Below are 19,522 nucleotides of genomic sequence, written 5' to 3' on the forward strand. Positions count from 1 at the left end.
TGCGGGCGCCGTCTTGGGGGACCACCTAGGGCTCCGGCCCCGGATGGGGGGTCGCGGTCACGGCGAGATCCCCCATGGGCCTCAAGTTTCGGACCGGGCCGGCGTTCGCGTTGACCCTGCTCCTGGCGGGCTGCGGAGCCCACGCACAGAAGACCAGCGCCCGCGCCCCCGAGGCCGGCTACGTGGTCATGACGGCGCAGGACGCGCCGCTGGAGATCGAACTGGCCGGTCGCACGACGGCCTATGAGACCTCCGATGTCCGGCCGCAGGTGTCGGGGGTGATCCAGGCGCGGAAGTTCGTCGAGGGCGCGGTCGTCCAGCAGGGCCAGACCCTCTACGAGATCGACTCCAGCCTCTACCGCGCGGCGGAGCAGCAGGCCGAGGCCAACCTCGCCAACGCCGAGGCGACGCGCGACGCCGCGCAGGCCAAGGCCGAACGTTACAAGCCGCTGGCCGACATCGAGGCGGTCAGCAAGCAGGACTACGCCGACGCGGCGGCGGCGGCGAAGCAGGCGGCGGCCCAGGTCGCGCAGGAGAGGGCGGCGCTCGCCACCGCGAAGATCAACCTCGACTTCACCCGCGTGCCGGCGCCGATCACCGGGCGGATCAGCCGCTCGGCCGCCACGACGGGCGCGCTCGTGACCTCGGGCCAGGCCGAGGCCCTGGCCACCATCACCCGGCTGGATCCGATGTACGTCGACATCCAGCAATCCAGCGCCGACATCGTGGCGCTCAAGCGCGAGCTGGCCAGCGGCGGGTCGGCCGCGCCGTCGTCGGCCAGCGTGCGGCTCACCCTCGAGGACGGCAGCGCCTATCCCTATCTGGGCCGCATCGAATTCGCCGAGGCGATCGTGGATCCCAGCACCGGAGCGGTGACCCTGCGCGCGCGCTTCCCCAATCCCGACGGCCTGCTGCTGCCCGGCATGTTCGTGCGGGCCAGGCTGTCCCAGGTCACGGTCCACAACGCCATCCTCGCGCCGCAGCAGGGCGTCTCCCGCGACCCGCGGGGCAACGCGACGGTGATGCTGGTCGGCAAGGGCCACACGGCCGAACTGCGGACGATCAAGGCCGATCTAACCATCGGCGACAAGTGGCTGGTCACGGCCGGCCTGGTGCCCGGCGACCAGGTGATCGTCGAGGGGCTCGATCGCCTGAGGCCCGGCGCCGCCATCCGGCCTGTCCTAGCCGGATCGCCCCCCTTGCCCGGACCCGGCGCCTCCGCGCGGGGCGGGCGGTGAGCCGATGATCTCGCGCATCTTCATCGACCGGCCGGTCTTCGCCTGGGTCATCGCCATCGCCATCATGCTGGCGGGGGTGGCCGGCATCGGCACGCTGTCCGTCGAGCAGTACCCGGACATCGCGCCGCCCTCGGTGAATATCCGGACCAGCTATCCCGGCGCCTCGGCCGAGGTGCTGGAGGCCAGTGTCACCCAGGTGATCGAGCAGCAGCTCACGGGCATCGACGGGCTGATCTACTTCTCGTCGAACTCGAACGCGGCGGGGCAGGTCAACGTGACCGTGACCTTCCAGAAGGGCACGAACCCCGACATCGCCCAGGTGCAGGTGCAGAACAAGGTGCAGCAGGCGCTGCCCCGGCTGCCCCAGGCCGTGCAGCAACAGGGTCTGGTGGTCACCAAGTCGAACGCCGACTTCCTGATGGTGGTCTCGATCTACGACGCCGCCGACCGCAGCACGAGCGCGGACGTTTCGGACTATCTGGTGTCGCACCTGCAGGAGCCGATCGGGCGGCTGGCGGGGGTGGGCGACGTGAACGTGTTCGGCTCGCAGTATGCCATGCGTATCTGGCTGGACCCATTCAAGCTGGCCAGTTTCAAGCTGATGCCGTCGGACGTGGTCTCGGCCATCGAGGCGCAGGACACCCAGGTCGCGGCCGGCCAGATCGGCGGCCAGCCATCGCCGGATTCGCAGATGCTGAACGCCACCGTCACGTCGCGCTCGCGACTGACCACGGTCGACCAGTTCAGGAACATCCTGGTGAAGTCGCAGCCCGACGGCTCGCGGGTGCTGCTGAGCGACGTGGCGCGCGTCGAACTGGGCAGCGAGAACTACTCCACGGTGAGCCGCCTGAACGGCCATCCCGGCGCCGGCATCGCCGTCCAGCTCGCGCCCGGCGCCGACGCGCTGAAGACCGCCAAGCTGGTGCGCCAGGAGGTGGAGCGGCAGGCCAGGAGCTTCCCGGCCGGCTACCAGTACGCCTATCCCAACGACAGCACGGCCTTCATCAAGGTTTCGGTGCGCGAGGTGGTGCTGACGCTGTTCGAGGCCATCGTGCTGGTGGTCATCGTGATGTTCGTCTTCCTGCAGCGCTGGCGGGCGACCCTGATCCCGGCGATCGCGGTGCCGGTCGTGCTTCTTGGGACGTTCGGCGTGCTGGCCGCGGCCGGTTTCAGCATCAATGTGCTCACGCTGTTTGGGATGGTCCTGTCCATCGGCCTGCTAGTCGACGACGCAATCGTGGTGGTCGAGAACGTCGAGCGCGTGATGGCCGAGGAACCGGGCCTGACCGCGCGCGAGGCGACGATCAAGTCCATGGGCCAGGTGCAGATGGCGCTGATCGCCATCGCCATGGTGCTGTCGGCGGTGTTCCTGCCGATGGCGTTCTTTGGCGGCTCGGTGGGCGTGATCTACCGCCAGTTCTCGGTCACCATCGTCTCGTCGATGGTGCTGTCGGTGATCGTGGCCCTGGTGCTGACGCCCGCGCTGACGGCGCGGCTGCTGCGGCCGCCCGGCGCCGAGCACGCCACCAGCCGGCTGGACCGCGCGCTGGAGCGGTTCGGCCAGCGCTTCAACGGTTGGTTCGACCGCACCGCCGATCGCTATCGGGAGGGCGTGGCCGCCGTGGTCCGCCGCACTCCGCTGGCGCTCGTCGCCTACGGCGGGCTCGTGCTGGTGCTCGCGGGGGCGTTCTTCATCCTGCCGACCAGCTTTCTGCCGTCGGAAGATCAGGGCCTGGCGCAGCTTCAGTTCACTCTGCCGCCCGGCGCCACCATGTCCCGCACCCTCGCGGCGGCGAAGGAGATCGAGCACTACTTCCTCACCCGCGAGAAGGCGAACGTGGGCGCCGTCTACACCGTGATCGGTCAGGGGCAGGCGGGCGCTGGCCAGAACGCGGGGCGAGGCTTCCTGTCGCTGCAGCCCTGGGACGACCGCCATGGGGCGGAGAACACCGCCCAGGCGATCACGCGGCGCGCCAGCAGGACGCTGGGCCGGATGCGCGACGTGCAGTTCTTCGCGCTCAACCCGCCGCCCGTGCGGGGGCTGGGCCAATCCAGCGGCTTCACCGCCGAACTGCTCAACACCGGCGGCCTGAGCCGCGCCGACTTCAAGGCGCGGGTGGACAGGTTCCTCGACATCGCCCGCGACGACCCGGTCCTGACCGGCGTGCGGCAGAACTCGCTGGAGGACAATCCGACCCTGCACGTCGACATGGACGAGGAGAAGATCGGAGCCCTGGGTCTCGCCCAACCGGCCGTGGACTCTACGCTCAGCACCGCTTGGGGCGGCGACTATGTGGACGACTTCGTGGACCGCGGCAGGGTGAAGCGGGTCTATGTCCAGGGCGACGCCCCGTACCGCAGCCGACCCGAAGATCTGGCGAGCTGGTTCGTGCGCTCGTCGAACGGCGAGATGGCCCCGTTCTCGTCCTTCGCCCAGCTGAGCTGGGCCCAGGCGCCGGCCAGCCTGCTGCGGTTCAATGGCACGCCATCCTACGAGATCCAGGGCGACGCAGCGCAGGGCAAGAGCACCGGCCAGGCGATGGCGCGGGTCACCGAGATCGTCTCGACCCTGCCCGGTGTGTCAGTCGACTGGAGCGGCTTGTCGTATCAGGAGCGGCTGTCGGGCGGCCAGGCGCCGTTGCTGTACGCCATCTCCCTGCTCGTGGTCTTTCTGTGCCTGGCGGCGCTGTACGAGAGCTGGTCGGTACCGTTCTCAGTGCTGCTGGTGATTCCGCTGGGCCTGGTGGGCGCGGCCGTGGCGGTGGCGGTGCGTGGCCTGTCGAACGACGTCTACTTCCAGGTCGGCCTGCTCACCACCATGGGACTGTCGGCCAAGAATGCGATCCTGATCGTGGAGTTCGCCGAGGCCGCCGAACGGCAGGGTCGGACGGCGCTCGAAGCGGCGCTGGAGGGTGCACGGCTGAGGTTGCGGCCGATCCTGATGACCAGCTTCGCCTTCATCTTCGGCGTGCTGCCGCTGGCCCTGGCGACGGGCGCGGGGGCCAAGAGCCGGATCGAGATCGGCACGGCGGTGATCGGCGGCATGCTGACCGCCACGGCGCTGGCGATCTTCTTCGTGCCGATGTTCTTCGTGCTGGTACGGCGGATCTTCCGCCGGCGCGAACACGCGAGCGAGGAGGCAGCGGCATGAAGCGCGCCCTGATCCTCTTCGCCGGGCTGGCGCTCACCGGCTGTACGCTGGAGCCGGCCTATGTGCGCCCGACGCTGGCCGCGCCCCAGACCTGGCCGGTGGGCGCGGCCTATCCGGCGGTCACACCGCGCAGCGGGCCTTCGCTCACCTACGCCGAGGTGTTCCGCGACGCGCGGCTCAAGGCGCTGCTCGACCGGGCGCTGACCCAGAACCAGGACCTGGCGGCGGCGCTGGCCAACGTGGAGATCGCCCGCGCGCAGTACCGCGTGCAGCGAGCGGACCAGCTGCCGCAACTGAACGCCACGGCGCAGGCCACAGAGAGCCGCGAGCGGGGCGACACCACGCGCGACCATACCGTCGCCGTGGCGCTGCCGGCCTTCGAACTGGACCTGTTCGGCCGCCTGCGCAGCCTGAGCCAAGCGGCGCAGGAGCAGTATCTGGCCAGCGAGTCCGGCGCGCGGGCCGCGCGGCTGACGCTGATCGGCGACGTGGCCGACGCCTGGCTGACCCTGGCGTCGGATCGCAGCCTCCTCGCCATTGCCCAGGAGACGCAGGCCAGCGCCCAGAAGACGGTCGACCTGACCCAGGCCAGGCTCACCGGCGGCGTGGCCCCGCGCAGCGACCTCAACCAAGCCCAGACGGTGCTGGAACAGGCGCGCTCGGACGTGGCGCAGTTCACGACGAACGTGGCTCAGGATCGCAACGCGCTGGAGCTGCTGGTGGGCGGCCCGGTCGCCGACGCCGAGCTTCCGGCCACGATCGAGGATCTGGGCGGGGCCTTGGCGGAGGTTCCGGCCGGGCTGGATTCCGCCATTCTGCTCGGACGACCCGACGTGGACGAGGCCGAGCATCGCCTGAAGGCTTCCAACGCAGAGATCGGCGCGGCGCGGGCGGCCTTCTTCCCCAGCATCAGCCTGACCGGCCTGGCGGGGGCAGCGAGCCCGGCGCTGGGCGCCCTGTTCTCGGGAGGGACCTTCACCTGGCAGGGACAGGCGGCGGCCTCGCTGCCGCTGTTCGCCGGCGGCGCGCTGCGGGGCGGCCTGGACCAGGCCAAGGGCGAACGCGACCTGGCGGTGGCGCAGTATCAAAAGGCGATCCAGTCGGCTTTCCGCGACGTGGCCGACGCCCTGGCCCGCCGGGGCACGATCCAGGCGCAGCTTTCGGCGCAAACCGCGCTCGAGGCCGCGGCGCAGCAGAGCTACGACCTGGCCGTCGCGCGCTATCGCGAGGGTGCGGCCCCCTACCTCAACGCCCTGGACGCCCAGCGTACGCTGTACTCGGCGCGGCGCACCCTGGCGCAGACCCGCCTGGACGAGGCGCAGAACCTGGTGGCGCTGTATGAGAGCCTGGGCGGCTAGGTCCGCTTGCGGACCTGGGCGTCGAGGCTCCACGGACCGGGGCCGGCGAAGATCAGGTACAGGAAGATGAAGCAGAACAGGATCGCCGCCTCGCCGCCGTTCAGCGCCGGCCAGAAGCCCTGGCTGCCGTGGGCCATGAAGTAGGCCACCGCCATCTGGCCCGAGCAGACGAACGCCGCGGCCCGTGTGAAGAGGCCGAGGGCGATCAACCCGCCGCCCACCACTTCCAGCCACGCCGCCGCCAGCAGGAGCGGGGGCAGCGGATCGGGCGCCCCGGGCTGCGGGGCAGGGAAGTGGATCAGCTTCATCAGGCCGTGCTCCATGAAGAGCAGGGCGGCGATGATCCGCAGCAGGCTGAGCACACGCGGCGCCCAGACGGCGAGGTTCGGCATGGCTTGTTCCTCTTCTCTAGGCCGCGCGCTGCATCTCCGCGTCGACGATGCGCTGGAGCGCGACGTAGTCGGTCTTGCCAGTTCCCAGGACCGGGATCTCGGGCACGCGGATGATCTTGCGTGGCACGGCGAGTTCGGGCGCACCGATCTGCTGGGCATGGGCGATGAGCGGGCCCGGATCGGCGTCGCGCCGGTCGGTGACCAGGATCAGCCGTTCGCCCTTCTTGGGATCGGGCAGGGCGACCACGGCGTGGCGGCAGTCCGGCCAGACGGCGGCGGCGAGGTCCTCGGCGGCGGTCAGCGAGACCATCTCGCCACCCACCTTGGCGAAGCGCTTCACGCGACCCAGGATCTTGATCCAGTCGTCGTCCGAGAGCGAGACCACGTCGCCGGTATCGTGCCAGCCGCCCTCGGGCGGGTCGATGCCGCCGTCGGCGCGCAGGTAGCCGGACATCACGTTCGGCCCACGGACCAGCAGCTTGCCGCCCCCCGGAATGCCCGGCACGGGCTCCAGCCGCGTCTCGATCCCCGGCAGGAGGCCGCCCACGGTGCCGCGGCGGTTGTCGCCGGGCTTGTTCACCGCGATCACGGGCGAGCATTCGGTCGCGCCATACCCCTCGAGCAGCGGGATCGGACCGAATTTCTCGGTGATCAGGTTGTGGGTCTCCTCGCGCACCTTCTCCGCCCCGCACACCACGAAGGTGAGGCCGCTGAGTTCGCCGGGCGCGGCCGAGCGCGCGTACTGGTTGATGAAGGTGTCGGTGGCGAACAGCACGTTGGCCTTGGTGTCCTTCACCAGCGGCGGGATCTGCTTGATATGCAGCGGAGAGGGGTATTGCACCGTCTTCAGGCCGGTGAGCAGCGGCAGCAGCGTGCCGCCCGTCAGGCCGAACACGTGGAAGATCGGCAGCGGGTTGAAGAAGACCCAGTTGGTGTCGAGCGGAATGTGCTGGTTGATCTGGCGGCAGTTGGCCACCAGGTTGGCATGGCTCAGAACGACCCCGCGCGGCGCGCCGAAGCTGCCCGAGGTGAAGAGGATGACCCCCGGCTCCGACGGAGCGACCGGCGTGCGGAATTGCCCGGGCAGGGCGCCGGCCGCGGCGGCGAACAGCTTGTCGGACAGCCCGACGGTCTTCCGGACCTCCTCGAGGTAGACGACGTTCGCCTTGCTCTCCAGCGCGTCGATGAGGTCGTGCAGCTTGCCCTGTTCGACGAAGCGGTGGGACGTCAGCACGGTCCGCACGCCCGCCAGGTCGCAGGCGGCCTTCAGGTTCCGGATTCCCGCCGTGAAGTTCAGCATCGTGGGGACGCGGCCGAAGGCGTGCAGGGCGAAGAACGTGACCACGCCGCCCACGCTCGACGGCAACATCACCCCGACTCGCTCGCCCTTCTTGGTGAAGGCGCTGATCTTCCGGCCGAGGGCGAACGCGCCGCGGATCAGGTCGGTATAGGTGAGTGGGTTCCGCTCCTGATCCTCGAGGATCGGCTTCTTCGGCCCGTGTTTCCGCGACGCCGCGATCAGCGCATCGAAAATTGAAGACTGCGCCTGGGCGCTGTCGAACGCACGCAAGAGCGGCGCCTCCCGTATTATCGTTGAGGGAACCTATCGCCCGGACGCCGCGGTGAAAAGATCGGTAACGAGGCGTGAGGTCGGCGCGTCGGTCAGCACGCTTCGCTGTAGCCGAGCCAACACGCGCGCTGGCGCAGGCTGACAGCCCGCGTCTCATCTTTGGCCACTGCCCAACCTGCGCTGTAAAATTCACCTAGAAGCAAGCATGCGGCGCCGTCGCCGCCCGCGCACCCGCGCTCATAGAGCCTTGCCGCCATCGCTGGGTCGACCGTCACGCCTTCTCCGTTTTGGAAAACCATGCCCAGGCTTCGGCAGGCGACCGGAAGGCCTCCGCTGCACGCGCGATCATAGAGCCTCATAGCCTCGGCAAGGTCCTGCGGCACGCCGGCGCCGAGCTGACGCATGAAGCCAAGGTCGTAGCAGGCTTCCAGGCGGCCACCGACGCAACTCTTGAGATATAATTCCGCGGCGCGGGCCTTGTCCGGCGGCGCGCCGCTCCCTCGGTCGAGCATCTTAGCCAGCCCAAAGCAACCCAGGGCCGAGCCTTGGCGGCACGCGAGGTCATATAGGTTGGCGGCGCGGTCGAGATCGACCTCGATGCTCCAACCCTCAAGATGGGCGGTCCCCAAGTTCACGCAGGCATCCATCTCGCCAAGGTCGCACCCTTTGCCATAGAGCTCCACGGCGCGGGCCACATCGATAGCCCCAGCTCTTCCGTCCCGATGCATGTTGCCGAGGTTGAGGCAGCCGAGGCCCGAGCGGAGTGTGCAGGCGCGTTCGTGAAGGCCGAACGCGCGGCGCATATCGAGATCGACACCATCGCCCCTGCTCAGCATTACGCCGAGGTTTGTGCACGCGGTGGCCTCGGAAGCTGCGCAAGCGCTCTGATAGATTGAAGCAGCGCGCGCCTTGTCCTGCGCAACGCCGTGCCCGCTCTGCATGAGGTACCCGAACCCGGTGCACGCCTCCGCAACACTTCGGCGACAGGCTCCTTCAAGCACTGTAGCCATCCGTGAGACGTCTTCTGGCTGGCGTGATGCGTCGGCCGCGAGGAACGAAAGCCGCCCGCAAGCCGCTCGGGATCCTCTGGAACAAGCGGCTTCCGTTTCGTCAACATCGGCCTTTGTGGACCGCGGCGGCTCCGCGGCAGACGCGGCGAGTTGACCCCCAACGAAAATTGCCGCCGCCACCAAGAAGAACGCGACGGCCAAGGCCCTTTTGACTGCAATCACGCGCCACCCCTTGCCCGTGGGCTCACTCTCCGGTTGCCGGGACAAGGCTGTCAACCAAGCAGCATGCGTTGCCGGCTTGATCCTCAGGGCCAGAACGACGATTTAGGGGTCATGGCCGTGGTCATCGACACCCTGAACCAGCGCCGTCCGCGGCATCCCGAAAAGCAGGCGAACCCGGACACGCCGATCCTGCGCAAACCCGAGTGGCTGCGCGTGCGCGCGCCCGGCTCGGCCGGCTACAACGCCACCAAGGACATCGTGAAGGGCCATGGCCTGGTCACGGTGTGCGAGGAGGCCGCCTGTCCGAACATCGGCGAGTGCTGGTCGAAGAGCCACGCGACCATGATGATCATGGGCGAGATCTGCACGCGGGCCTGCTCGTTCTGCAACGTCGCCACCGGCAAGCCCAACGCGCTGGACCCCACCGAGCCCGCGCGCGTCGCCGACGCCGTGGCGAAGATGGGCCTGAAGCACGTGGTCATCACCTCGGTGGATCGCGACGACCTGGCGGACGGCGGCGCGGCGCACTTCGCGGCCGTGGTGCTGGCGATCCGCGCCGCCTCGCCGGGCACGACGGTGGAAATCCTGACGCCGGACTTCCTGAGGAAGCCGCTGTCGGCGGTGCACGAGGTCATCGACAGCCGGCCCGACGTGTTCAACCACAACCTGGAGACCGTGCCGCGGCTCTACCTCTCGATCCGTCCCGGCGCCCGCTACTACAATTCGCTGCGCCTGCTGGAACGGGTGAAGGAGCGCGATCCGGCGCAGTTCACCAAGTCCGGCATCATGGTCGGGCTGGGCGAGGCGAAGGAGGAGGTCATGCAGGTGATGGACGACATGCGCTCGGCCGGCGTCGACTTCATCACCATCGGCCAGTACCTGCAGCCCACCCGCAAGCACGCGCCCATCGACCGCTTTGTCCATCCGGATGAGTTCAAGGCCTATGAGGAGATCGCCAGGGCCAAGGGCTTCCTGGTGGTCTCGTCCAGCCCGCTGACTCGCTCGTCGCACCACGCCGACGAGGACTTCGCCCGGCTGCAGGCGGCGCGGCGGGCCAAGGAAGCGGCGGCCTAGTCGCGCCTTGCACCACCACGTCTCACGGGTGCTGCCCTACACGCCGGACCAGCTGTTCACGCTGGTGGGCGACGTGGCGCGCTATCCCGAGTTCGTGCCGTGGATCACCTCCATGCGCACCTGGAACGCCCGCGACCTGGGCGAGGGCGCCGACAGCCTGGACGCCGAGGCCGGGGTCGGCTTTTCGTTCCTTAAGGAACGGTTCGCGACCCGCGTGCGGCGCGACGCCAACCAGCAGCAGATCGACGTGAGCCTGCTGTCCGGGCCCTTCCGAAAGCTCGCGAACACCTGGCGCTTCCTACCGGACGAGGCCGGAACGCGGATCGAGTTCGACATCGACTTCCAGTTCAAATCCCGATTGCTGGAAGGCCTGCTGGCCGCGAACTTCCACCATGCCGTCGAGAAGCTGATGGGCTGCTTCGAGGAACGGGCGAAGGTGCTCTACGGGGCGGGCTGAGGCGGGGCCAGCCTTCGGGTCAGGGCCATGAGCGCGAAGCCGATCAGCAGCACGCCCGCCAATGACGGGAGCTCCTTGGTCGCGCCGATCAACAGCACGCCGGCGAACAGGGCCGCGGTGGCCAGGGCGACCACGCCACGGGCCGGCAGGTTGAACATGGCCGGCGGCGCGTCCGGGCGCCGGGACAACCGCCAGAGCGCGATGCAGCACAGGATGTAGCCCAGCAGTCGCGTGGCGGTCGCGAAGGTGAGGGCGCTGATCAGGTCGCTCGCGATGGCGAAGCCGAAGGCGAGGCTGCTGGAAACCAGGATCGCCACGTAAGGCGTTCGCCAGGTGGCGTGCACCCGGCCCAGCGACGCGGGAAGCTGCCCGTGCTCGGCCAGCGACATCAGCATCCGCGGCATCGAGATGGTGATCACCAGGATCGTGCCGACGATCACCGCGATCGCGCCCGCCGAAACCAGCACGGCGCCCGTCTGCCCGTAGAGCTGCCGGCCGGCCTCGGCGAGGGGTCGGTCGGTAGCGGCCGGTTCCGCCAGCACGCCCACGCACACCAGCATCACCGCGGCATAGGCGAAGGTCACGATGACGGCGCTGCCCAGCAGCGCCAGCGGCACATCGTGCTGCGGATCGCGCGCCTCCCCGGCCACCACGGCGCCGCGCTCGAACCCGGAATAGGCGAACAGGTAGACCAGGATCGCCTGGGCGAAGGTGGCGAGGTCGGGCGGAGGATGCGCGATCGCCAGCCGCTCGGGCTGCACGAAGGCGACGCCGGCGGCGAGGAAGGCCACGACGAAGGTCACCTTGATGACGATCAGCAGGTTGCTGGCGCCGGCGGACTGCCGGATCCCCGCGAGCACGATGGAGGTCAGCACGATCCCCAGGACCACCAGGACCGAGATCCGTCCCCAGCCCGCCTCCAGCGCCGGAAAGAAGCCGCCCAGGTAGGTGACCAGCAGGTTTGCGAGCGTGGCGACCGAGAGCCCCTGGCTCAGCCACAGCAACCATCCGACGGCGAAGGCGAGGGACGGCGGCAGCGCGGCGCGGGCATAGAGATAGGCTCCGCCCGTTCCCGAGAAGCGGCTCCCCAGGTCGGCGAAGCAGAGCACCAGCGGGATCAGGATGATCGCCGCGGCCGCCAGCACCAGGAAGCTCCAGTCCCCGGCCAAGGCGTAGACCTTGGCGGGCGCCGCCAGCATCCCGGCGCCGATCATGGCGTTTAGCAAGATGCCGACGAGGTCCCGTCGCCGCAGGACCCGCATGAGCTGGGAGGGGGCGACGGTCATTCGGTCAGGGGTCAGGCCAGCCGGTCGCGCATCATCTGGAGCGCGGCCTGGACCGCGGCGAGCTGCACGCCCTCGCGGGTGTCTTCTTCGAACAGATAGTCCTCGTGGATGATCCGCTGGTTAGAGCGGGCGGTGGCGATGTGGACCGTGCCGACGGGCTTCATCGGGGTGCCGCCGCCAGGGCCGGCGACGCCGGTGATCGCCACGGCGAGGTGGGCGTTGGAGTTCTCCAGCGCCCCTTCGGCCATCATGCGCGCCACCGGCTCGGAGACCGCCCCCAGGTCGGCGATCAGGTCGCCGGGCACGCCCAGCAGCTCCTGCTTGGCGCGGTTGGAATAGGTGACGAACCCGCGCTCGAAGACATCGGAGGAACCGGCAATGGAGCAGATGGCGCCGGCCACGAGCCCGCCGGTGCAGCTCTCGGCGGTGACGATGCGCAGGGACCGTTCCCGCGCCTCGTCGATCAAGAGGCGCGCCAGGGTGACGATCTCCAGGTTGAACATCGGCTTGAAGGTCCCTCTACTGCCGCGCGAACTGAGCACCGCACGTCCCTGTCGATCAAGGCGATTCGAGACTTCATGACCACGCTGGATGTCCAGGCGCCGTCCCGCGGCGCGCCGCCGGCGCTGTTCGCGCTCACCGTCTTCACGAGCGCGGCCCTGGTGTTCCTGGTGCAGCCGATGGTCGCCAAGCTGGTCCTGCCGCTGCTGGGTGGCAGCCCGTCGGTGTGGAACACCTCCATGGCGTTCTTCCAGCTGGCGCTCCTGGCCGGCTACTTCTACGCCCATCTGCTCCAGCGGATTCCATCCGTGCGCGGCCAGGCCATCACCCACGTCGCGGCGCTGGTCGTCGCCGCCGTCGCCCTGCCGCTGCGCGTGAACGGGCTGGCGGGGCCGCCGTCGTCGGAGCATCCGAACCTTTGGCTGCTGGCCGTGCTGGGCCTCTCGATCGGCGCGCCGTTCGCGATCCTGTCCGCCACCGCGCCGCTGGTGCAGGCCTGGCACGCCAGAACCGTCGGCGCCGCCGAAGGCAAGGAACCCTACGTCCTCTATGCCGCCAGCAATTTCGGCAGCCTGATCGCCCTGTTGGCCTATCCCATCGTCGTCGAGCCGCTGTCGTCGCTGGCGGGCCAACGCTACGGCTGGAGCGCAGGCTATGCCCTGTTCGTACTGGTGATCGGGACGCTGGCGGTCGCCGTGTCTCGATCGAGCGCCGTCGCCGCCGAGCGCGTCGAGACAACCGCGCCTGCGCCGAGCTGGCGTGAGCGCGCCGCCTGGGTGGCGCTGGCCGCGATTCCCTCCAGCCTGATGCTCGGGGTCACGACCCACATCACGACCGACGTGGCCTCGGCGCCGTTCCTCTGGGTCGTGCCGCTGGCGCTCTACCTGGTCACGTTCATCATCGCCTTCCAGGAGAAGCCGGCGATCTCGCCCGGGCTCACCCTGACCCTGCAGGCGGCGGCCGTGGCGGCCTGCGTCGCACTGCTGCCGTTCAAGTCGACGATCTTCGCCCTGCAGCTCTTCGTCCACCTCGCCGCGTTCTTCCTGACGGCGCTGATGTGCCACCAGCGGCTGGTTGCGCGCCGGCCGGACCCGGCCCACCTGACCGAGTTCTATCTCTGCCTGTCGCTCGGCGGCGTGGTGGGGGGCGGGTTCAACGCCTTCGTGGCTCCGGTGATCTTCAACGACGTCTGGGAGTATCCCATCGTCCTGGCGCTCTCATGCCTGGCGCGGCCCTGGGGGAACCTGAACCGGATTCCAGCCTGGAGCTGGGTGATGCTCGTGGTCGGCGTGGCGGCGGCGGTGGCGACGCCGATCTCCGTCACCTTCGCGTCCCGTCATCTCACCACGGAATCCGTCGTCGGCGCCTTCGACCAGTCGGAACTGTTCGACATGGGCATGAAGACGCTGCTGGTCCTGGCGGTGATCGCCGCCTTCATGGTGCGCCGGCACGCATTGCTGTTCTTCGCGGTGCTGTCGATCCTGTCCTACGCCGCCGAGACCACGGCCGACCGGACCGACACCCGGGCGAGCTGGCGCAGCTTCTTCGGCGTGCTGAAGCGGTCCGAGACCTATGTGCCCAGCATCGGCCACGTGAAGATGCTGGCCCACGGCACCACGCTGCATGGCGCCCAGGCGCAGGACCCACGCTACCGCTGCCGGCCGATGGTCTACTACACGCCGAACACGCCGATCGGGCAGGTGTTCACGGCCAAGCAGGCCCTGGCGCCGGCGCTGCGGATCGGCGCGGTCGGGCTGGGGACCGGCTCGGTGGCGGCCTATGTGCGCCCGGGCGACCACCTGACGTTCTTCGAGATCGACCCGCTGGTCGTGAAGGTCTCGAGCGATCCCCAAAACTTCACCTACACGACCGAATGCGCGAAGCGCCCGGTGGACTATGTGATCGGCGACGCGCGGCTGACCCTGGCGCACCAGCCGGCGGACAGCTTCGACATCCTGTTGATCGACGCCTTCTCGTCGGACGCGGTGCCGGCGCACCTGCTGACGGTGGAAGCGGTGCGCGGCTACCTGACCAAGCTGAAGCCGGACGGGGTCCTCGTCCTGCATCTCTCGAACCGGAACCTGGACCTGATGCACCCCGCCCAGGCCGTGGCCCGCGCGGCGGGCGGCTGGGCGCTGGCGCAGAACTACCAGGCCCCGGAGAAGGACCCGGAAGGCACCTGGGAGTCTTCCGAAGACGCGGTGATCGTGGCCCGGAACAAGGCTGCGCTCGACGCCTTCATGGCGAGCGGCAAGTGGCGCTGGGGCGACCCGTTCAAGGCCCGGCCCTGGACCGACGACTACACGAACCTCGCGGGCTCCCTGTACGCCAATCTCAAGGCCCGGTGGACCTGGCTGCCGTGAGACTTGGCTAGAACGGGGTCTCTACCGCGACGACCGCCTGGGCCATCAGGCCCTCTTCGCGGCCCGTGAAGCCCATGCCCTCGGTCGTGGTGGCCTTCACGCTCACGCGGTCGATCGGCAGTCCCAGCAGTTCGGCGATGCGGGCGCGCATGGCGTCGCGGTGCGGCCGGATCTTCGGCCGCTCGCAGATCAGGGTCAGGTCGGCGTTCAGAATGCGGCCACCCTTGGCGGCGACCCGGCTCACGGCGTGCAGCAAGAAGCGGTCGGACGACGCGCCCTTCCACTGCGGGTCCGACGGTGGGAAGTGTTCGCCGATGTCGCCGTCGGCGATCGCGCCCAACACCGCATCCGTCAGGGCATGCAGGGCGCAGTCGGCGTCGGAGTGGCCCACCAGGCCCAGATCGTGCTGGATGCGGATGCCGCCCAGCCAGACCACGTCGCCCGGCCCGAAGCGGTGCGCATCGATGCCCTGGCCCATCCGGACGATCCGGCGGCTCGACGCGAGCTGCTCGGCCAGCAAGAAGTCCTCCGGCCAGGTGAGCTTCATCAGCATCGGGTCGCCGGGCGCCATGGCGACGTGTCCGCCGGCGCGCTCCATCACCGAGGCGTCGTCCGTGGGCTCCTCGCCGGCGGGCCAGCGGCGGTAGGCGGCCTTCAGCTTGCCGAAGCGGAACGCCTGCGGGGTCTGGGCCCGCCAGAGGCCGTCGCGGGAGACCGTCTCGTCCACCAGGCCTTCGCCGCGCTTCAACGTATCTGGGACGGGCAGGGTGGGGATGGCGCCGTCCGCGAGATCGAGCGCCGCCAGCAGGCGGTCGACGTGGCTCTTGGCGACGAAGGGCCGGGCGGCGTCGTGGATCAGCACCGGTTGGCCGGCCTTGGCCGTGATGGCCGCGAGGCCGGCCTGCACCGACTCGGCGCGGGTCTTGCCGCCGGTGACCGCTCTCCAGCCCTCGAGGCCGACCAGCGCCTCGTCGGCCTGCGTCAGCCTGTCGCGGGCGACCACGACCACGACTTCGCGCGCCCCGGCGGCCAGTAAACCCTCCACGGACCAGCGCACGATGGGCCGCCCGCCCAAGGCGCGCCACGCCTTCGGTTCGCCGGGCCCGGCCCGCAGCCCTTCGCCGGCCGCTACGATCACTGCGGAGAAACTCATGGCGGCGGTTCATACGGAACTGTGGCGTCGCATTCCAGCATTCGCGCTTTACGACACCGGTTACATCTGCCTAGAAATGTAGCGAACGGGGTGACTACAAATTGAGCAATGAGCTCGACATCGGGGGCGTGAAGGTCGCGGGGCGGGTTTGGATCGCGCCGATGACCGGGATTTCGGACCTGCCGTTCCGGCGCGCGGCCAGCCGCCTCGGCGCGTCCTACGTGGCGACGGAGATGGTCGCCTGCGCCGAATTCTCCCGGGGTCGTCCCGATGTGGTGCGCCGCGCCGCCGTGGGCGAAGGCCTGCCTCTGATGGTGGTGCAGCTCGTCGGCCGCGACCCGAAGCACATCGCCGAGGGCGCCCGTCTGGCGGCGCAGGCCGGAGCCGAGATCATCGACCTGAATTTCGGATGCCCCGCCAAGGAGGTGACCGGAGGCCACGGTGGCTCGGCGCTGATGCGTGAACCTGCCCTGGCGGCCGAGCTGATGGCCGCTGCGGTCGGGGCGGTGGACGTGCCGGTCACTGTCAAGATGCGCCTGGGATGGGACGACGGCAGCCGGAACGCGCCGGACCTGGCCCTCGCCGCCGAGAAGATCGGGGTGAGGGCGGTGACCGTCCACGGCCGCACCCGCTGCCAATTCTACAAGGGCCAGGCCGACTGGGCGGCCATCCGTCCGGTGAAGGACGCCGTATCCATCCCGGTGATCGCCAACGGCGATATCGTGGACGGCGCCAGCGCCCGCGCCGCGCTGGACGCCAGCGGCGCCGATGCGGTGATGGTGGGGCGGGGCGTCTACGGCAAGCCGTGGATCGCCGCCCAGCTCGAAGCGGAGTTGGACGGCCGCACGTTCGACGAGCCGGGCGCGGAAGAACGCCTCGCGATCGCCATCGCGCACCTGCGCGAGAGCCTGGATTTCTACGGCGAACGCCTGGGTCTGCGGATCTTCCGCAAGCACCTGGCCGCCTACATCGAAAACGCCCCCTGGCCCGCCGACGCGCGGGCCCGGAGAGAAGCGCGCGCGGCCCTGTGCCGTCTGGAGGACGCCCGATCGGTCGAACGGGGGCTGACCGCCCTCTGGGGCCCTCCAGACCACAGGCTGGCTGCATGACCGGAAAGATCAGGCTTCACGAAAAGGGCGTCGACATGGACGCCCTGAAGGCCGCGGCCTTCGAACTCAGTCCCGACCCGTCGCTGGTCGTCGACGCCGAGGGGGCGCTGGTGGCCGTGAACGAGGCCGCCGAGGCCCTGTTTGGCCAGGGGCTGGGGCTGCTGGCGCGCGGACGCTTCAGCGCCGCCCTGCCGCCGGGGTCGGCGCTGGTCTCCCTGCTGAACCGCGCGCTGGAAGAGGACGCCCGGGTCCGGGAGCGCGGCGTGCAGATCAGCCTGTTCGGCCTTCCGCCGTTCGAGGCCGACGGCGCCGCCGCGCCGCTGGGGGACGGCTCGGTCCTGCTGACGCTGACCGTCAAGAACGGCCTCGGCAACGAACGCGCGGCGCACGAGGCCGCGGGCCTTCGCTCTCTGGTCGGCCTGGGGCGCATGCTGGCGCACGAGATCAAGAACCCGCTGGCGGGCATCCGCGGCGCGGCGCAGCTCCTGAAAAGCGGCGCAAAGGCCGAGGACGCCCCGCTGGCCCAGCTGATCGTCGATGAGACCGACCGGGTTCGCCGGCTGGTCGATCGCATGGAGGCGTTTTCGGACGACGCCCTGCCCAGCCTGACGCCGATCAACATCCACCAGATCCTGGACCGCGTCCGCGCGCTGGCCGCCAACGGGGTGGCCGACGGGCTGGGCCTGAAGGAAAGCTACGACCCCTCGCTGCCGCCCGTGCTGGGTGACGAGGACCAGCTCATCCAGGTGTTCCTGAACCTGGTGAAGAACGCGGCCGAGGCGGCGCACGCCCGGGGCGACGGCCGCGGCGAGGTGTCGATCCACACCGCCTATCGCCACGGCGTGAAGGTCCGTTCCGCCAAGGGCCAGGCCCTGCGCGGCGCCCCGCTCGAAGTGCGGGTGATCGACAACGGGCCGGGCATACCCGAGCACATCCGCGAAAGCCTGTTCCAGCCCTTCGTGACCTCGAAGACCAACGGCGCAGGCCTCGGCCTGGCGCTGGTCGCGAAGCTGGTCGCCGCCCATGGCGGACTCATCGATTTCGAATCCGAACCGGGCCGCACCGTATTCCGGGTGCTGCTGCCGATCGCCTCCTACGAGGACGCACACTGATGAACGCCGCCTCGAAGAAGATCCTCATCGCCGACGACGACAGCTCGATCCGGCTGGTTCTCTCACAAGCCTTCACGCGCCTGGGCTACCAGGTGCGGGCCACCGGCAACGCGACGACGTTGCTGAAGTGGGTGACCGACGGCGAGGGCGACCTCGTGGTCACCGATGTGGTCATGCCGGACGAGAACGTCTTCGACGTCCTGCCGCGGATCAAGAAGCAGCGGCCGAAGTTGCCGGTGATCGTGATGAGCGCGCAGAACAACCTGATCACCGCCGTCAACGCGGCCGAGGTCGGCGCGTTCGAATATGTGCCCAAGCCCTTCGACCTGGACGACATGACCTCCGCCGCGCGCCGGGCCCTGTCACGGTCGGCCGACGCCGAGGCGTCAAAGGCCCAGGCCCGGGCGGTGCGCGACGACCGCCTGCCGTTGATCGGCCGCTCGGCCCCGATGCAGGACGTCTACCGGACCATCGCGCGGCTGGTCGGCGCCGATCTCACGGTGCTGATCACCGGCGAGAGCGGGACCGGCAAGGAACTGGTCGCCCGGGCGCTGCATGACATGGGTCGCCGGCGCGACGGCAAGTTCGTGGTCATCAACCTGGCGGCCACGCCGCGCGAGCGGGTGGAGAGCGAACTCTTCGGCAAGGAAGAGGGCGACTTCGGCAAGCTGTTCGACGCCGACGGGGGCACGCTGTTCCTCGACGAGATCGGCGACATGCCGCTGGACGCCCAGACCCGCCTGCTGCGGGTGATCGATGGTTCGGAGCCGGCGGTGAACCCCAAGACCGGTCGCCGGCCGAACGTGCGCATCATCGCCGCCACGAACCGCGATCTCCGCGCCCTGATCCAGCAGGGGCTGTTCCGCGAGGACCTGTTCTTCCGCCTGAACGTGGCTCCGCTGCGGATCCCGCCGCTGCGCGACCGTTCGGAAGACATCCCGGACCTGGCGCGCGCCTTCCTGCTGCGGGCGAACCGCGAGGGGCTGCCGGCCAAGACCATCGACGCCAACGCCCTGGAACGCCTGAAGCGCCACGCTTGGCCGGGCAATGTCCGCGAGCTGGAGAACCTCGTGCGGCGCGTCTGCGCGCTGTACGGCGAGGATCTGATCTCGGCGCGGATCATCGAAAAGGAGCTGGCCGACCAGCAGCCGACGGTCCAGGGCCAGGAGGGCCCGGCCACCCTGTCGCAACTCGTCGAGCAGAAGCTGGCAGGCTACTTCGCCGACCAGCCCGACGGCATCCCGCCCGCCGGCCTTTACGACCGGGTCCTAGAGGAGGTGGAGCGGCCGCTGATCCAGCTCACGCTGGCCGCTACGCGGGGGAATCAGGTGCGGGCCGCCGAGATCCTGGGGCTCAACCGCAACACGCTGCGCAAGAAGATCCACGATCTCGGCGTGGAGATGGCCAGGGGCCGGCGGTAGCCGACGCCTTATTCCACAAGGGAACGGTCGCCTGCGGCGATAGGGCAGAAGCCTTGCCGTGCAGCGGCGCAACATAGCTGTTGATTTCGGAGCACAGCCCCCTAG

At 69.5% G+C, this 19,522-nt stretch carries 15 protein-coding genes; 9 read left to right on the forward strand and 6 right to left on the reverse strand.

Annotated elements, in window-relative coordinates; genetic code table 11:
* Positions 1-74: 74 nt before the first annotated feature.
* From ACODSY_RS08580 to ACODSY_RS08590, 3 genes are read left to right on the forward strand one after another with little or no spacing between them, the layout of a single operon-like run.
* On the forward strand, positions 75-1,238 hold the full coding sequence (locus ACODSY_RS08580; RefSeq protein ID WP_488951298.1) for an efflux RND transporter periplasmic adaptor subunit: 1,164 nt from the start codon (positions 75-77) through the stop codon (positions 1,236-1,238).
* A 4-nt stretch (positions 1,239-1,242) separates the two neighbouring features.
* Positions 1,243-4,389 carry an efflux RND transporter permease subunit gene (locus tag ACODSY_RS08585; RefSeq protein WP_488951299.1) on the forward strand — a complete coding sequence of 1,049 codons (3,147 nt, stop codon included), beginning with the start codon at positions 1,243-1,245 and terminating at the stop codon, positions 4,387-4,389.
* On the forward strand, positions 4,386-5,747 hold the full coding sequence (locus ACODSY_RS08590; RefSeq protein WP_488951300.1) for an efflux transporter outer membrane subunit: 1,362 nt from the start codon (positions 4,386-4,388) through the stop codon (positions 5,745-5,747). Before ACODSY_RS08585 ends, ACODSY_RS08590 begins: the two co-directional genes overlap by 4 nt.
* Here ACODSY_RS08590 and ACODSY_RS08595 read toward each other — a convergent pair.
* The 3 genes from ACODSY_RS08595 to ACODSY_RS08605 all read right to left on the reverse strand — a co-directional run bounded on the left by ACODSY_RS08595 (position 5,744) and on the right by ACODSY_RS08605 (position 8,719).
* A complete protein-coding gene (locus tag ACODSY_RS08595) occupies positions 5,744-6,139 on the reverse strand; it encodes a DoxX family protein (protein WP_488951301.1) in 396 nt (131 codons plus the stop codon). The two genes, ACODSY_RS08590 and ACODSY_RS08595, sit on opposite strands and share 4 nt — an antisense overlap.
* 16 nt (positions 6,140-6,155) lie before the next feature.
* Positions 6,156-7,709 carry an AMP-binding protein gene (locus ACODSY_RS08600; RefSeq protein ID WP_488951302.1) on the reverse strand — a complete coding sequence of 518 codons (1,554 nt, stop codon included), beginning with the start codon at positions 7,707-7,709 and terminating at the stop codon, positions 6,156-6,158.
* Between the two features lie 92 nt (positions 7,710-7,801).
* On the reverse strand, positions 7,802-8,719 hold the full coding sequence (locus ACODSY_RS08605) for a tetratricopeptide repeat protein (RefSeq protein WP_488951303.1): 918 nt from the start codon (positions 8,717-8,719) through the stop codon (positions 7,802-7,804).
* A gap of 333 nt (positions 8,720-9,052) precedes the next feature.
* Here ACODSY_RS08605 and lipA point away from each other — a divergent pair, with 333 nt between their 5' ends.
* Both lipA and ACODSY_RS08615 read left to right on the forward strand, forming a co-directional pair.
* Positions 9,053-10,015 carry a lipoyl synthase gene (gene lipA, locus ACODSY_RS08610; protein ID WP_488951304.1) on the forward strand — a complete coding sequence of 321 codons (963 nt, stop codon included), beginning with the start codon at positions 9,053-9,055 and terminating at the stop codon, positions 10,013-10,015.
* Positions 10,016-10,022: 7 nt separating this feature from the next.
* Positions 10,023-10,472 carry a type II toxin-antitoxin system RatA family toxin gene (locus ACODSY_RS08615; protein ID WP_488951305.1) on the forward strand — a complete coding sequence of 150 codons (450 nt, stop codon included), beginning with the start codon at positions 10,023-10,025 and terminating at the stop codon, positions 10,470-10,472.
* Here ACODSY_RS08615 and ACODSY_RS08620 read toward each other — a convergent pair.
* Both ACODSY_RS08620 and ACODSY_RS08625 read right to left on the reverse strand, forming a co-directional pair.
* On the reverse strand, positions 10,457-11,758 hold the full coding sequence (locus tag ACODSY_RS08620) for an APC family permease (protein ID WP_488951306.1): 1,302 nt from the start codon (positions 11,756-11,758) through the stop codon (positions 10,457-10,459). The two genes, ACODSY_RS08615 and ACODSY_RS08620, sit on opposite strands and share 16 nt — an antisense overlap.
* An 11-nt stretch (positions 11,759-11,769) precedes the next feature.
* Positions 11,770-12,261 carry a CinA family protein gene (locus tag ACODSY_RS08625; protein WP_488951458.1) on the reverse strand — a complete coding sequence of 164 codons (492 nt, stop codon included), beginning with the start codon at positions 12,259-12,261 and terminating at the stop codon, positions 11,770-11,772.
* Between the two features lie 75 nt (positions 12,262-12,336).
* Between ACODSY_RS08625 and ACODSY_RS08630 the strand changes: the two genes are divergently transcribed.
* Positions 12,337-14,622, forward strand: coding sequence for a spermidine synthase (locus tag ACODSY_RS08630; protein WP_488951307.1), 2,286 nt, complete (start codon positions 12,337-12,339; stop codon positions 14,620-14,622).
* 7 nt (positions 14,623-14,629) lie between these two features.
* Here ACODSY_RS08630 and ACODSY_RS08635 read toward each other — a convergent pair whose 3' ends face one another.
* A complete protein-coding gene (locus ACODSY_RS08635) occupies positions 14,630-15,775 on the reverse strand; it encodes a bifunctional 2-C-methyl-D-erythritol 4-phosphate cytidylyltransferase/2-C-methyl-D-erythritol 2,4-cyclodiphosphate synthase (RefSeq protein WP_488951308.1) in 1,146 nt (381 codons plus the stop codon).
* A 101-nt stretch (positions 15,776-15,876) separates the two neighbouring features.
* On the opposite strand from ACODSY_RS08635, the gene dusB reads away from it, so the two are divergent.
* The 3 genes from dusB to ntrC are packed head-to-tail and all read left to right on the forward strand — an operon-like array spanning position 15,877 to position 19,417.
* On the forward strand, positions 15,877-16,884 hold the full coding sequence (gene dusB, locus ACODSY_RS08640; protein ID WP_488951309.1) for a tRNA dihydrouridine synthase DusB: 1,008 nt from the start codon (positions 15,877-15,879) through the stop codon (positions 16,882-16,884).
* The gene (locus ACODSY_RS08645) at positions 16,881-17,996 is read left to right on the forward strand and encodes a two-component system sensor histidine kinase NtrB (RefSeq protein ID WP_488951310.1); all 1,116 of its coding nucleotides are present in this window, start codon (positions 16,881-16,883) and stop codon (positions 17,994-17,996) included. The genes dusB and ACODSY_RS08645 overlap by 4 nt, the downstream gene beginning before the upstream one ends.
* Complete coding sequence (ntrC, locus tag ACODSY_RS08650; protein WP_488951311.1) at positions 17,996-19,417, forward strand: nitrogen regulation protein NR(I); 1,422 nt, start codon at positions 17,996-17,998, stop codon at positions 19,415-19,417. The genes ACODSY_RS08645 and ntrC overlap by 1 nt, the downstream gene beginning before the upstream one ends.
* Positions 19,418-19,522: the final 105 nt, after the last annotated feature.

It is taken from the genome of Phenylobacterium sp. FG114 (assembly GCF_057809855.1).

Coding starts and splice junctions, on each gene's coding strand:
- ACODSY_RS08580 (WP_488951298.1), top strand. CDS start 75: ATGGGCCTCAAGTTTCGGACCGGGCCGGCGTTCGCGTTGACCCTGCTC.
- ACODSY_RS08585 (WP_488951299.1), top strand. CDS start 1,243: ATGATCTCGCGCATCTTCATCGACCGGCCGGTCTTCGCCTGGGTCATC.
- ACODSY_RS08590 (WP_488951300.1), top strand. CDS start 4,386: ATGAAGCGCGCCCTGATCCTCTTCGCCGGGCTGGCGCTCACCGGCTGT.
- ACODSY_RS08595 (WP_488951301.1), bottom strand. CDS start 6,139: ATGCCGAACCTCGCCGTCTGGGCGCCGCGTGTGCTCAGCCTGCTGCGG.
- ACODSY_RS08605 (WP_488951303.1), bottom strand. CDS start 8,719: ATGGCTACAGTGCTTGAAGGAGCCTGTCGCCGAAGTGTTGCGGAGGCG.
- lipA (WP_488951304.1), top strand. CDS start 9,053: ATGGCCGTGGTCATCGACACCCTGAACCAGCGCCGTCCGCGGCATCCC.
- ACODSY_RS08620 (WP_488951306.1), bottom strand. CDS start 11,758: ATGACCGTCGCCCCCTCCCAGCTCATGCGGGTCCTGCGGCGACGGGAC.
- ACODSY_RS08625 (WP_488951458.1), bottom strand. CDS start 12,261: ATGTTCAACCTGGAGATCGTCACCCTGGCGCGCCTCTTGATCGACGAG.
- ACODSY_RS08630 (WP_488951307.1), top strand. CDS start 12,337: ATGACCACGCTGGATGTCCAGGCGCCGTCCCGCGGCGCGCCGCCGGCG.
- ACODSY_RS08635 (WP_488951308.1), bottom strand. CDS start 15,775: ATGAGTTTCTCCGCAGTGATCGTAGCGGCCGGCGAAGGGCTGCGGGCC.
- ACODSY_RS08645 (WP_488951310.1), top strand. CDS start 16,881: ATGACCGGAAAGATCAGGCTTCACGAAAAGGGCGTCGACATGGACGCC.
- ntrC (WP_488951311.1), top strand. CDS start 17,996: ATGAACGCCGCCTCGAAGAAGATCCTCATCGCCGACGACGACAGCTCG.